Below are 12,839 nucleotides of genomic sequence, written 5' to 3' on the forward strand. Positions count from 1 at the left end.
GGAACTAATGCGTGAGGAAGGCGTTTGAGGTCGGGATGGGCAACCAGACGAGGGTGCCGCTTGCCTTGTGTTGTGTAGTATGGCGGCTTGGGAGCTGGGAATAAAGGGCGAAATGAAGGATATGATGAAAGACATAATGGCTGGCGCCGTCGACAGGCGCCGGGACGCTTCCGGCGACCCGCTTGGGCCCAACTCGGAAATCGGTCGCAAACTCAAACAGTACTATGACGGACTGGTTTCCGATGACGTGCCGGATCGCTTCGCCCAGTTGCTCAGCCAGCTGGAACAGGCCGAACCCGCACAGAAGAAGGACTGAGGCATGGCCGCAGTCTCTCAGGGCTTCAAAACCGACCTGCTCGGATCGATTCCGAGCTTGCGTGCCTTTGCCGTTTCACTGACGCAAAATGCCGACAAGGCCGACGATCTGGTGCAGGAGACGCTGGTCAAGGCGTGGGACAAGCACGAGAGCTTCCAGCCCGGCACCAATCTCAAGGCGTGGCTGTTCACCATCCTGCGCAACGAGTTCTATTCTCAGATGCGCAAGCGCGGCCGCGAGGTGCAGGACAGCGATGGCATCATGACGGCAAGGCTGGCGGTTCATCCGGCCCAGCACGGCCAGCTCGACCTCAAGGATTTTCGCGGCGCGCTCGAACAATTGCCCGAGGACCAGCGCGAAGCCATCATCCTCATCGGTGCGTCGGGTTTCTCTTATGAGGAAGCCGCCGAGATTTGCGGATGCGCGGTGGGAACGATCAAGAGCCGTGTCAGCCGGGCCCGTACGCGGCTGCAGGAGATCCTCAAGATTTCCGGCGAGGACGAATACGGTCCCGATGCGATCTCCGCCCAGGTGATGGGTACGCCCGCAAGCTGAGGCCCGCCTCGCACGTCAACTCTTCAACCAGGTGACATCTCGGTCATTGGAACATCAATTGGCCGGCGAGCGGCCACAGGCCGCCGCCACGGCCTCGATAAGGTCCTCGCCCGAATAAGGCTTCGTGACAAGCCTGATGCCGGGAAAGGACGTCTTGATCTCGTCCACATCCGAATAGCCCGAAGCGAACACGAAGGGCAGGCCGGTTTCGCGCAACCCCGTGGCGAAATCGAGCGTGGAGTTTCCGCCCAGCATCAGATCCACAATGGCGGCATCGAATCGTCCGGCAACGTCGTGCCTGTCGATCTCCGCCAGATCCCGGGCGATAACCACATCGTCGGCTCCATAATCCCGGCATAACTGCTCGACATCCATGGCGATCAGGAATTCATCCTCCAGGACCAGAATCCGCAAACCGTCGAGCAATGGTGGCACGTAACAACGTCTCCTTGAAAACGCAGGAGTCATGATCGCTATTTGGCACCCTGTCATTTAAAAAAGACATGCCGGGCCAAGATGGTGGAACCACGATCCCGTCAACGCGTTTGAGACCAACTCTCTCGAGGAGGGGCAAAGTTTTCGATGAGGGGCGAGATGTCAGGCCAAAACGGGCGTTCTTTCTCCGGCCGTCAGTATCCTTGCGAGAATTGCCCGCTTCGGCCGCTGCCAGTTTTTCGCGAGTTCGAAAAGCAGGAACTTGCCTTCATAAGCAAGTTCAAGAAGGGTGAGCTTGCCGTCGACAAGGGCGCCACGGTGCTGGTCGAGGGTAGCCACAGCGCCCATCTTTACACCGTGCTCTCGGGCTGGGCATTCCGCTACAAGCTGTTGTCGGATGGCCGCCGCCAGATCCTCAACTATCTGATGCCGGGCGATCTCATTGGACTTCAGGGCAGTGTGATGGGAGAGATGCAGCACTCGGTCGAGGCCCTGTCGCCAATGCTGTTGTGCGTCTTCGAGCGCGAGTATCTGCACGAGCTCTACCGCAACCACCCGGGGCTCGCCTACGACATCACCTGGATCGCGTCGCGGGAAGAGCGCATGCTCGACGAGAACCTTCTCAGTGTCGGCCGTCGAAGCGCGATCGAGCGCGCCGCCTATCTCATCTCCTTCATAGGCAGCCGGGCAAAGGTCGTGGGGCTCAACGGCAAGCAATCGGTCCAGATTCCGATCACGCAGCAACATATAGCCGATACGCTCGGACTGTCGCTGGTGCACACGAACAAGACGATCCGCAAGCTGATGGACCGCAAGCTGATCGTCTGGCGCGATGGCGGTTGCGAGGTGGTCGACAATGAAGGGCTCAAGGAACTCGCGCATTGGGAAGGATTGAGCGAGGGCCGCCGGCCGCTGATTTGATCGTTAACCTGAAGCCAAATCGCGACTGGACTTGACCGCGGAAACGCCCTTTCATCGGGCCGTCGAAATTTCACAGGTTTGAGCCCGTCCGCACGGAACCTTGAGGCCGATCGAACGTTTGAAATCGAGCAAACACAAGGAGTTAAGCTATGGCTACCGCCACTGGGAAAATCGCCAACGACAGCCGGACGAATCCAGACCTTGAAGCCGACATCAAGCAATTGAAGGCGGATATCGAAAAGCTGACCAAGCAGTTGGCCAAGACAGGCGAGCATGGCTATGGCACAGCCCGCCGTGCGGCCACCGAAGGCGTCGAGCAATTGCGCGTCCAGGGCGAGGCCGCCTTCGACAGCCTGCGCAACAATGCCAGGGATATCGAGGCGCAGCTTCTGGCGAACGTGCGCGAAAAGCCGGTGACCTCGCTTGCGATCGCAGCCGGCGTCGGCTTCCTCTTCGCGCTCCTGGCGCGGCGCTAGCCTCCGTGGGAATGCTGGCATCGCTTGTCTCGGGTTTCGCCTCCGGCGAGACCCTGGCGGCCGTGCGCCGCGCCCGCACTGCCGCCATCGTCTACGCGCTTGCCGCTCTGACAGCGCTCTGCGGCCTCGGCTTCCTGATCGGTGCGGCTTATATCTGGACGGCTGGACGTTACGGATCCATGTCCGCGTCGCTGGGTTTTGCCGCGGGTTTCCTGGTCATCGCCGGGCTGATATTGCTCGTCTATCATCTAGCCTCGGGAGCGCGCGAGCGCCGCCGCGCGAAGCAGCGCGGCGCCGACTTGAAGGCCATCGGCATTACGGCGGCACTTGCGGTCCTGCCGACGCTGTTCAGGGGAAAGGGCGGGCTGGGGGTGATCCTCGGACCGGCGGCCGCGCTTGCGGCCTACGCCATTTACCGTGAAAACTCAAAGGCCGGCAGGGATGATCGTGATGACGGCGAGGCGAGATAGAAAGCCGGTTACTTCGACAGATACTCCATCGGCATCGATATCTCCGCATAGACGCCGTCCGGCCTGAATTCATGCGTCACCTCGCTGGAGATGACCTTGGCCAGGCTGCGACGGATCAGGATCGAACCGAAGCCGTGGCGCTCCGGTGGAGTGACCGCGGGTCCGCCGCTTTCGCGCCAGGTCAGAACCAGGCGCCGGTCGCCTTTCTTGCCTTGCGTTTTCCAGCCGAGTTCCACCTTGCCGGTCGCCACCGAAAGCGATCCATACTGCAGCGCGTTGCTGGCGAGTTCGTGCAGGATAAGCCCAAGTCCGACGGCCTGGTCGGGTGACAGCAGCAGGTCGGGGCCTGAAATCGTCATGCGAGGCTGCGCGGCATTGTCAAACGGCTTCACTTCGATCTGAACGAGCTCGCGGATGCCAATGCCGCGCCATTCGCGATCCGACAAAAGACTATGGGCAACGCCAAGCGCCTGGAGCCGGGCGCCGAACGCTTCGAGAAACTCACTCGGCTGGCGGGCATGCCGGACCGTCTGCGTTGCGAGCGCCTGGACTGTCGCCAGCGTGTTCTTGACGCGGTGGTTGAGTTCGCGCAGCAAAAGCCGTTGCCGTTCGTCCCCGAGCTTGCGCTCGCTGATATCGTAATTGACGCCGAAGATCAGCGTCGGCTTGCCGTCGCCATCGCGCTCGATGACGCGCCCGCGTGTGGCGAGCCAGCGCGGCGGTTCGAAACCCTTCACCCGATATTCACCGAAATAGTCGTCGCTGCCGCTCAGGGCGTCACGGAAGCGCGTTTCCGTCTGGTAGACATCGCGCGGATCGATGGCGGTCAGGATATCGCGTGCCCGCAATCGGGTCGAACGCGGCAGGTTGAACAGTTCCGGCATCAAGACATCGCATTCGATCATGTCGGTGCGTACATCCCAGGCCCAGCTGGCGAGCGAAGCCGCGTCCAGCGCGATGGCGCGCCGCTTCTCCTCACGCACCAGCGCTGCCTCCGCGATGGCGCCGCTGCGGGTCGCGTCCTTCAAGGCAAACAGGCTGGCGGCGAGGCCGGCCAAGGCCTTCAACTGCTCAAGCTTGGCGGCGGATGGAAACGCGCGCGGCTTGCGGTCGAGCACGCAAAGCGTACCGATGCGCGCGCCGGCGACGATCATCGGCGCGCCGGCATAGAAGCGCACATGCTGACTGCCGGTTACCAGCGGATTGGCCTGGAAACGCGGATCGAGCGTGGCATCAGTCACCACCATCGGTTCGTCACCTGCGGCGATTGCGTGGGCGCAGAACGAGATGTCAGCCGGAGTTTCGGTTTCGTCTAGGCCCACGCAGGACTTGAACCATTGCCGATCGAGGTCGAGCAGCGTCACCAACGCCACGGGCGCCTGCATCACCGCCGCCGCCAAATTGCTGATGCGATCGAAATCCGCGTCGGCTGCCGTATCCATGGTCTGCAGCCCGTGCAGCACGGCCAGCCGATCCGTGTCGCTTACCGCGCGCAAGACCTCGGCCGGCAGGCCCGGCGTGCCCTCAATCCTATTGTCCACCAGATCCCCGATGCCTCGTCCCGCAGTCATTCCTCGTTGCCCCTGCTTGTCGTCGAGGGGACGTTACCCAAGCCTGGAACCTTCGTAACGACGAGTCGTTACCCGAATATGTTTTTTCGAACACGCCTTCCGGCGCCAAGGAGTATGGAGGCCGAACATGACCAAAATCATCACTGAAGAAAAAGCCCGCGGCGGACGCTGGGGTTGGCATGGCTTTCGCATACTCATCGCGGCGCTGGTTCTGGCAGTCATCGCCTGGGGCGCGGCCGAAATCTATGGCGAAGTGATCAAGTCGCCGACTACCCAGCAAGGCAGCGTCCCGCAAGGCTAGAGTTTCCATGGCCGCGGACATGCGTCGCATCACGCGGCCTCGGCTTTCGCGTTGCGCGCGGGCACCAGCACTTTCAGTGCTCCAGGGTGAGTTCTAATCGTCGTTTCCTGGTCAAGCTTGACCAGTTCGCCATCGATCACGGCACGATACTTCCTGGCTGGCGCGTGGATTTTCACCACCACCCGCTCGGCCTGGTGAATGTCGACATGTTCGTTGTCGCGCCATCTGCCGCGCGCCACGTTGAAAAAGAACTTGAGAATGTGGCGGCGCTGCTCGGCCACGGTGACATAGATGCCAAGCACGCCGCCCGCAGGGTCGTCGGCATAGGGCAGGTGGCCTTCGCCAAACAGATTGTTGGTAACGCCGATGGCGGTGGTTCGGGTGATGATCTCGGCTTCGCCGATGGTCAGCGTCACTTTAATCGCCTGCGGATTGTTGATCGTTGCCCAGGCAGCCTGCGCGGAGGCTCTTATTTTTCCGAGGCGTGAGGCGAATGCCATGTTCTCGCGATGCTGAACCATTCTGGCATGCATGCCGATCGAGAATTGATGCACGAACGGACGACCGTTGGCAGTGGCGATATCGACCGCCGCCACATCGCCGTCCACAAAGGATTCCAGGGCGGCGTTGAGGGTTTGAGGAATGCCGAGCCCGCGCGCGAACAGGTTCATGGTGCCTGCCGGCAAAATCGCCAATGCCTTGTTTTTTCCCATGAGGCGGGCCGCCGCCGCCGAAATCGTTCCGTCGCCGCCGCCTGCCAGCACGACATCGATCCCGCGTCGCGAAGCCGCGCTGTCCAGCGCCGCGGCGATGTCCTTGCCAGAGACCACATGGAGGTCGACCGAATGACCGGCCGCTTCAAGAGTTTGGCGCATGCGCTGGGAAAAATCGTCCAGGTCGGTCGTGCGCAAGGTGCCACCGTCCTGGTTCAGCACCGCTGCAAACCGCATAACCTGCTCCGCATGCTTTCATGACTAACCCGGCCGGAGCCAGCCCAGCCAATGGCTGAAACGGATGTCATGGAAAAAGGTTCCACGGGCGGCCTTTTTCCTTGGCGAATTCGCAGGCTAACTGCCTTGCCGCTCAGCCGTGGATTTCGCGGTCGGTTGGCGGTTTTTTGTCGGAACAAGGGCGTGGTCACGACGTTGTGAACACGTAGAAGATGCCGCGTCCGGTCTTCCCAGCGACGGTTCAACCGGACGCGGCGCGCATGAAATCACGCACGAGGAGATATTATCATGATCCGCACCCTTTTGGCCACGACCGCGCTCGCCACGCTCATCGCGACAGGCGCATATGCGCAGACGGCTACAACCCCCGCACCCGCCGAGACGCCGGCAGTCCAGGCTCCCGCCACATCAGTGCAGCGGGCCGATGGCAGCCTCGTCACCAACATCATCGGCGAAAGCGTCTATAATGGAACGGCGGACAATGCCGAGAACATCGGCAAGGTCAGCGATGTCGTGTTCGACAAGGACGGCAAGGCGCAGTCCGTTATCATAGGCGTCGGCGGTTTCCTGGGCGTAGGCACCAAGAATGTTGCCTTCGACTACAGCAAGCTGCAATGGGCCGAGAAAAACGGCGAACGCTGGCTGGTCGCCCCAACCACCAAGGAGCAGTTGACGGCACAGGCCGAGTTCGATGCCAAGCCTTATGCCCCCGCCGCCGCGCCGGCAGCTCCTGCAACGGCGCCGGCCTCGGGCACGGATACCGCGCAAGCTCCCGCCGCCGTGCCTGCCGAGCCGGTGAAGCGTGCCGACGGCAATCTGGCCACCAACATCGTCGGGCAGAAGGTCTACAACGGCACCAGTGACGATGCCCAGAATATCGGCAGCGTCAACGACATCGTGCTGGGCAAGGACGGCAAGGCCGAATCCCTGGTCATCGGCGTAGGCGGCTTCCTTGGCCTGGGAGCGAAGAACGTCGCCTATGATTTCGGCAAGGCCCAATGGGCGGAGAAGAACGGTGAGCGTTGGCTGGTCGCGCAGACCACCAAGGAACAGCTCCAGGCGCAGGCCGACTTCGATCGCAAGGCTTATGATCCGGCCCCGGCGAAGACCGCTTCCAACGATGTCACCGCCCCGGCCCCGGTGGCTGCCACGCCTGACGCCACGGCACCCGACCAGACGCAGACCGCCGCGATCGACAAGTCCGCGCTGACGGAAATGCCGATCGGTCAGATTCGTGGCGAGGATATGAAGGGCACGACCGTCTATGGCGCCAACGATGCCAAGGTCGGCGAAATCGGCGATGTCGTGCTCACCCCCGATAGCAAGCCGGATGCGGTTGTCATCGACGTCGGCGGCTTCCTCGGAATTGGCGCCAAGGAAGTGGCCGTGGGCATGAATAATCTGAAGTTCATGACCGACAAGAATGGCAAGAAGTATCTCTACACCACCTTCACCAAGGAGCAGCTCGAAGCGCAGACCGCGTATAACAAGAGCAGCTATACGCAGAACCGCGACAAGCAGCGCCTGATCGTGCAGTAGGGCAGTAGGGCAGTAGGGCAGTAGGGCAGTAGGGCAGTAGGGCAGTAGGGCAGTAGGGCAGTAGGGCAGTAGGTGAGACGCTCCCGGGCGTTTCACATATTGCCTTGTTGCCCTACTCCCTCATCCCATTGCTGAAATGGCCCACAACGCCGTTGCTTGTCAGTTCGGCAAGCGCCAGTGACTGATCGAGATGCTCTGAGCGCCAGGCGAGCAGCCGCTCGGCGAATTCCAGCCGCACCGACAGATAGGACGGATCGCTAGCGATATTGTCCAACTCGCCCGGGTCCGTCTCCAGGTCGAACAAAAGCGGCGGCAGACCGCCGCCGAAATGCACATATTTGAATTTGTCGGTGCGAATCACGGCGAGGTTGCACTGGCGCGAGGTGATGCCGAAATGGTCCTCGGCTCGGCCGTTGGCGATGGAGCGGAAATCGAACTCCCAATGCGCCGCGTCACGCCACGCCGCAGGTTGTCTGGCTTCCAGGAACGGTTTCAGCGAGCAGCCATCGAGATGTGGTGGCGGGTCCCCGTCGAGCAAGTCGAGCAGCGTGGGCACGATGTCGACAGCCTCGGTAAAGCGGTCGACCTTGGCGCCGCCTGACTTGCCGTGACGCGGGTCGCGGATGATCAGCGGGATGTGATAGCTGCCGTCGAAGAAGCCGCCCTTGCCGAGCATGTAGTGGTCGCCCATCATCTCTGCATGGTCGGAGGTCAGTACGATGATCGTGTCGTGCCATGCACCGGCTGCCTTGAGTGCTTGCCAGATCCGGCCAAGCTGCGCGTCGACCTCGGAGATCATGCCGTAATAGATCGCGCGGATGCGGCGGAAATCGTCCTCGGTCCAATCATGGACCTTGCCGGCGGCGCCCGGCAGGAACTTGCCACGCGTCTGACCGTCGAAATCATAGGCGAGATAGGCATGGCTTTCCGCCTCGGCCCGCCAGCTGTCCTTGCGGCGAAAGGCCGGCCCGTCGGCAGGATCATACATGGTGTTGTAAGGCGCCGGCGCGCTGAAGGGTGGGTGCGGGCTGATGAAGGAGAGATGCGCGAACCATGGAGCGCCATCTTCCTGTTCACCAAGCCAGCGGATGAACTCGCCGGCAATGAACGCAGCCGGCGTTTCGTCCTTCGAATAGACCGGCGCCGCGTTGCTGACCGCGCCGTTCCTGTTCCCATCGCATTCATCGACCGGGCGATGAATGTGGGGGGAACCCGCTGTTGTGTCGACGCGGCGCGCCTTGAGCCAGGATAACCATGGTTTCTGGTGTTCCGGTAAAGGCTGCCTGACGGTGAAGCCGGGCAGGATCCCTTCGTAGCTTCTCAACCTCGGATCTCCCGGGGACAGCGTGCGCGGATCGAGCGATACGTCGGTGTAGCCGAACAATGTCGGATCATAGCCCAGGCCGCGTGCGTGCAACGCGATGTTGCCATGGCGCGCGTCGAGCGGCGTGCCGTTTCGGCAGACGCGGTTGTTCATCTGGTAGAGGCCGGTGTAGAGGCAGGCGCGCGCGGGCGAGCAAGGCGCTGCCCCGCCATAATGCCTTTTGAACAGCACGCCTTCGGCTGCCAGCGCGTCGGCATTGGGTGTCCTTACCACCGGATGGCCCGCCGCTGACAGGCAATCGCCGCGCCACTGGTCGCAGGTGATCAAGAGAACATTCGGGCGCCTGCTTTCTCTGGCCAATCGCACCATCCTGATTTGTTTGGGTGTGCCCATGGAACCGAAATCCGGCACGGAGGCAAGCCTCAGAACGCCAAGGGACAAGCCCTTGTTGCATGCCAATTGTGAACAAAATGAACTTCATCGTTCACTTTTACAGCACAGTCCATCCTGTGTTTGCCGCCTTTGCCCAGGACGGGCCGCCCCTCATATTGGCGTGGACAGCGGCAAGGGCCGCGAAAGCACCAAGGGAAGGAGCAAGACAATGCTCGATCAGATCAAGGGCCTGCATCACGTTACCTCTATGGCCAGCGATGCGCGCCAGAACAATGCATTCTTCACCGGCACGCTCGGCCTGCGCCGGGTCAAGAAAACCGTCAATTTCGACGCGCCCGACGTTTATCACCTCTACTATGGCGACGAAGTGGGCACACCGGGTTCGGTGATGACCTATTTTCCGTTCCCCAACATCGGCAAGGGCCGTCACGGCGTCGGCGAGGTCGGCACCACCGTCTATTCAGTGCCCGAGGGCACGCTTGCCTATTGGGAAAAGCGTTTTGCCGACGGAGGCGTTGCGGGCCTCTCCCGCGAGGAGACCTTCGGCGAGAAGCGCCTTGCGTTTGCCGGGCCGGATGGCGATGGCTTCGCTCTGGTCGAGGAAAAGAGCGACCGGCGAGCGCCATGGCTGAAAGGCAGCGTGCCCGCCGACGAAGCGATCCGCGGCTTTCATTCCGTGTCGCTGCGGTTGAAGGACGGCGGAGCCACCGAGGAACTCTTGAAGTTCATGGGCTATGAGGAGGTCGACGCGTCCGGCAACGTCAAGCGTCTGGCGGTCAGGAACGGTAATGGCGCCGATGTCGTCGATATCGAATCGCTTCCCGGTGCGGGCTTCGCCAATCTTGGCGCGGGCTCCGTCCACCACGTCGCCTTCGCCGTCGAGAACCGCGCCAAGCAGCTTGAGGTGCGCAAGGCGCTGATGGACACCGGATACCAGGTGACGCCGGTGATCGACCGCGATTATTTCTGGGCGATCTACTTCCGCACGCCGGGCGGCGTGCTTTTCGAAGTCGCCACCAACGAACCGGGTTTCGACCGCGACGAAGACACCGCTCACCTCGGCGAAGCGTTGAAACTGCCGTCGCAGCATCAACACCTGCGTCCCTATCTGGAACAGCATCTGCAGAAGCTGGAAGGCTGAGGATCAAGCCATGAGCAAGGACGCTTACATCCACAAGGTGCTGCCCGGTTCGCCGGGCGGTCCGCTGCTCTTCGTCTTCCATGGCACGGGAGCCGACGAGAGCCAGCTTTTGTCTCTGGGGCGCGATCTCGCGCCCCAGGCAACCATCATCTCGCCGCGCGGCGATGTGTCCGAACAAGGTGCCGCGCGCTTCTTCCGCCGGACCGGCGAGGGGGTCTACGACATGGCTGACCTGGCGCGGGCGACAGACAAGATGGCCGGTTTCGTTGGGGCTCATGTCGAAGCGGCGAAGCCATCTTCCGTTCTGGGCCTCGGCTACTCCAACGGTGCCAACATATTGGCCTCGGTCGTGTTCGCGGCGCCGGCGCGGTTCGATGCCACGGTGCTGATGCATCCGCTGATCCCGTTCGAGCCGGACGTGAAAGGCAGCCTCGCCGGACGTCGCGTCCTGCTGACCGCGGGCAAGCGCGACCCGATCTGTCCGCCAAGCCTGACGAGCCGGCTTGAGGCCTATTTGCGTGCCGACGGCGCCGATGTCACAGTGGCGTGGCACGAGGGCGGGCATGAGGTGCGCCCAAACGAAATCGAAGCGGCACGGCGGTTCCTTGCCGGCGCGCCGGTTGAAGGAGCCTGAGCCATGCCCGATCAATTGCCGGAAATAGAACTCGAGGATCGCGGCTCCAAGGGGCGTTATGTATTGCGCGGGCCGGATGGCGCCGAGGCCGAGATGACCTTCACCAAGATCGGCGAGCATCAGATCATCATCGACCACACCGAAGTGCCTGATGCGTTTCGCGGCCAGGGGGCCGGGCTTCGTCTTGTCACCCGCGCCGTCGAGGATGCGCGGGCGGCGGGCAAGAAGATCATCCCGCTTTGCCCGTTCGCCAATGCCCAGTTTCGCCGTCATGCGGAATGGGCGGACGTGCTGAAACAGTGAAGTCGCTTATAACTGTCGGCGGAAAAATTGTCGGCCAAGCGGCTGGTCATAACAGCAAGAGGGATCTGGCATTTGCACGGGCCGTCCATCTTGCCTAAGTAGGTATGATCTATTGCGGGCCGTGCGCCGACAAAATCGAACCGAATGATCCCTTCATGACCGAACCCGACCTCGTTCCCGTCTTCGACGGCCACAACGACACGCTGCTGCGGCTCTACAATTCGAAGGACCCGAACGTCGAAGGGCTGTTCATCGAGGGAACGCAGGGCGGCCATATCGACCTGCCGCGCGCGAAGAAGGGTGGATTTGCCGGCGGCATGTTCGCGATCTTTCCGCCGCCGGTAGAGAAGGCCAGGCGCGCCGTGTCGCTGGCGCCAAGCGATGCCGAGCCTTTGCCGCCGGAAGTTCCGCGCGCCGATGCGCTCAATTCGACCATTGCCATGGCGTCGATCCTGTTCCGGCTGGAGCGGGCCGGGGCGCTCACCGTCTGCCGAAGTGCAGCCGATGTGCGCAATGCCATGACTCACGACTCGATCGCGGCGGTGTTCCATATCGAAGGTGTCGAGGCAATCGATCCCGAACTCACCATGCTCGACGTGCTGCATGCCGCGGGGCTGCGCTCGCTCGGCATCGTCTGGAGCCGGCCGAACGCTTTCGGCCACGGCGTACCGTTCCGCTTTCCGTCTTCGCCCGACACTGGCCCTGGCCTGACCGATGCCGGCAAGGCGCTGGTCAAGGCCTGCAACGAGCTGAAGATCATGATCGACCTCTCGCATCTCAACGAGAAGGGGTTTCGCGATGTCACCGCTCTCAGCGACGCGCCGCTGGTCGCCACCCATTCCAACGTGCATGCGATCTGCGGCCATTCGCGCAACCTGACCGAATGGCAGCTTGGCGCCATCCGCGAGTCCGGCGGCATGGTCGGGCTGAACTTCGCCACCGGCTTCCTGCGCGAGGACGGCAGGATGAATTCAGACACCAGCCTCGACATCATGGTGCGACATGTCGATTCCCTGCTGCAGGCCTTGGGTGAAGATGGCGTCGGCCTGGGCTCGGATTTCGACGGCGCCATGATCCCGGCGGTCATCGGCGATGTCGCCGGCCTGCCGAAACTGCTCGATGCATTCGCGGCGCGTGGTTTTGGACGCGCTCTGATCGAAAAGATCGCCTATCGCAACTGGCTGGCCATGCTGGAAAAGACCATCGGCTAGCGCGACCTATTCGAAGCCTATTCGCTTGAGCCAGTCCTTGCCGACGCCGCGATCGCGGATGATCGGCAGCGGGTCTTCCGAATCCAGCCGGGCGCAGATGCGGTAAACCTCCAGCGTCTCGGCGCTCATCTCATCGCGCTTGAAGAAGAACATCGCGGCGGCGTAGCGCGTGCGGCCCGACCATCTTTCGCCAAGCGGCGTGTTGACCAGCTCCCACTGTTCGGCGGCTTCGCCATCTTCTTGCTGCCCATCTTCCTGCAGCCCGTCTTCCGGCGGCTTGTCGGCCTCGTCGACCATGG

General features: G+C 62.2%; 16 protein-coding genes. 11 read left to right on the top strand and 5 right to left on the bottom strand.

Translation table 11 applies throughout. The features are described 5' to 3' along the window. Positions 1-112 precede the first annotated feature (112 nt). Positions 113-316 (top strand): NepR family anti-sigma factor, encoded by a 204-nt coding sequence (locus ACO07C_RS20515; RefSeq protein ID WP_421915977.1) that lies wholly within the window; start codon positions 113-115, stop codon positions 314-316. A 3-nt stretch (positions 317-319) separates the two neighbouring features. Continuing rightward, a complete protein-coding gene (locus ACO07C_RS20520; protein WP_421915978.1) occupies positions 320-871 on the top strand; it encodes a sigma-70 family RNA polymerase sigma factor in 552 nt (183 codons plus the stop codon). A 54-nt stretch (positions 872-925) separates the two neighbouring features. Here the strand turns inward: ACO07C_RS20520 and ACO07C_RS20525 are convergent, their stop codons facing one another. Next, positions 926-1,246, bottom strand: coding sequence for a response regulator (locus ACO07C_RS20525; RefSeq protein WP_421917575.1), 321 nt, complete (start codon positions 1,244-1,246; stop codon positions 926-928). Positions 1,247-1,465: 219 nt separating this feature from the next. Here ACO07C_RS20525 and ACO07C_RS20530 point away from each other — a divergent pair, with 219 nt between their 5' ends. From ACO07C_RS20530 to ACO07C_RS20540, 3 genes are all read left to right on the top strand, one after another. Further along, entirely contained in the window at positions 1,466-2,227 is a 762-nt protein-coding gene (locus ACO07C_RS20530; protein ID WP_421915979.1) for a Crp/Fnr family transcriptional regulator, read from the top strand. A 149-nt stretch (positions 2,228-2,376) separates the two neighbouring features. Continuing rightward, positions 2,377-2,703 carry a DUF883 family protein gene (locus ACO07C_RS20535; RefSeq protein WP_421915980.1) on the top strand — a complete coding sequence of 109 codons (327 nt, stop codon included), beginning with the start codon at positions 2,377-2,379 and terminating at the stop codon, positions 2,701-2,703. A 5-nt stretch (positions 2,704-2,708) separates the two neighbouring features. Further along, positions 2,709-3,173: a hypothetical protein gene (locus tag ACO07C_RS20540; protein ID WP_421915981.1), complete on the top strand. Its 465-nt coding sequence runs from the start codon at positions 2,709-2,711 to the stop codon at positions 3,171-3,173. 8 nt (positions 3,174-3,181) lie between these two features. Here ACO07C_RS20540 and ACO07C_RS20545 read toward each other — a convergent pair whose 3' ends face one another. Continuing rightward, positions 3,182-4,714, bottom strand: a complete 1,533-nt coding sequence (locus ACO07C_RS20545) for a sensor histidine kinase (RefSeq protein ID WP_421915982.1) — start codon at positions 4,712-4,714, stop codon at positions 3,182-3,184. Between the two features lie 157 nt (positions 4,715-4,871). Here ACO07C_RS20545 and ACO07C_RS20550 point away from each other — a divergent pair, with 157 nt between their 5' ends. Continuing rightward, positions 4,872-5,045, top strand: a complete 174-nt coding sequence (locus ACO07C_RS20550; protein ID WP_421915983.1) for a hypothetical protein — start codon at positions 4,872-4,874, stop codon at positions 5,043-5,045. Positions 5,046-5,074: 29 nt separating this feature from the next. Here ACO07C_RS20550 and ACO07C_RS20555 read toward each other — a convergent pair whose 3' ends face one another. Further along, positions 5,075-5,995, bottom strand: coding sequence for a diacylglycerol/lipid kinase family protein (locus ACO07C_RS20555; protein WP_421915984.1), 921 nt, complete (start codon positions 5,993-5,995; stop codon positions 5,075-5,077). Positions 5,996-6,283: 288 nt separating this feature from the next. Here ACO07C_RS20555 and ACO07C_RS20560 point away from each other — a divergent pair, with 288 nt between their 5' ends. Beyond that, on the top strand, positions 6,284-7,534 hold the full coding sequence (locus ACO07C_RS20560) for a PRC-barrel domain-containing protein (protein WP_421915985.1): 1,251 nt from the start codon (positions 6,284-6,286) through the stop codon (positions 7,532-7,534). Between the two features lie 112 nt (positions 7,535-7,646). On the opposite strand, the gene ACO07C_RS20565 is transcribed toward ACO07C_RS20560, so the two are convergent. Then, a complete protein-coding gene (locus tag ACO07C_RS20565; protein ID WP_421917576.1) occupies positions 7,647-9,227 on the bottom strand; it encodes an alkaline phosphatase family protein in 1,581 nt (526 codons plus the stop codon). 232 nt (positions 9,228-9,459) lie between these two features. Between ACO07C_RS20565 and ACO07C_RS20570 the strand changes: the two genes are divergently transcribed. The 4 genes from ACO07C_RS20570 to ACO07C_RS20585 all read left to right on the top strand — a co-directional run bounded on the left by ACO07C_RS20570 (position 9,460) and on the right by ACO07C_RS20585 (position 12,540). After that, positions 9,460-10,392, top strand: coding sequence for a VOC family protein (locus ACO07C_RS20570; RefSeq protein ID WP_421915986.1), 933 nt, complete (start codon positions 9,460-9,462; stop codon positions 10,390-10,392). Between the two features lie 10 nt (positions 10,393-10,402). Further along, the gene (locus ACO07C_RS20575; protein ID WP_421915987.1) at positions 10,403-11,026 is read left to right on the top strand and encodes an alpha/beta hydrolase; all 624 of its coding nucleotides are present in this window, start codon (positions 10,403-10,405) and stop codon (positions 11,024-11,026) included. Between the two features lie 3 nt (positions 11,027-11,029). Then, positions 11,030-11,329, top strand: a complete 300-nt coding sequence (locus ACO07C_RS20580; RefSeq protein WP_421915988.1) for a GNAT family N-acetyltransferase — start codon at positions 11,030-11,032, stop codon at positions 11,327-11,329. Between the two features lie 155 nt (positions 11,330-11,484). Next, complete coding sequence (locus ACO07C_RS20585; RefSeq protein WP_421915989.1) at positions 11,485-12,540, top strand: dipeptidase; 1,056 nt, start codon at positions 11,485-11,487, stop codon at positions 12,538-12,540. A 6-nt stretch (positions 12,541-12,546) separates the two neighbouring features. Here ACO07C_RS20585 and ACO07C_RS20590 read toward each other — a convergent pair whose 3' ends face one another. After that, the gene (locus tag ACO07C_RS20590) at positions 12,547-12,837 is read right to left on the bottom strand and encodes a hypothetical protein (protein WP_421915990.1); all 291 of its coding nucleotides are present in this window, start codon (positions 12,835-12,837) and stop codon (positions 12,547-12,549) included. Positions 12,838-12,839 lie beyond the last annotated feature (2 nt).

Origin of the sequence: Mesorhizobium sp. (genome assembly GCF_965229135.1) — a bacterium.
Taxonomy (GTDB): Bacteria; Pseudomonadota; Alphaproteobacteria; order Rhizobiales; family Rhizobiaceae; genus Mesorhizobium.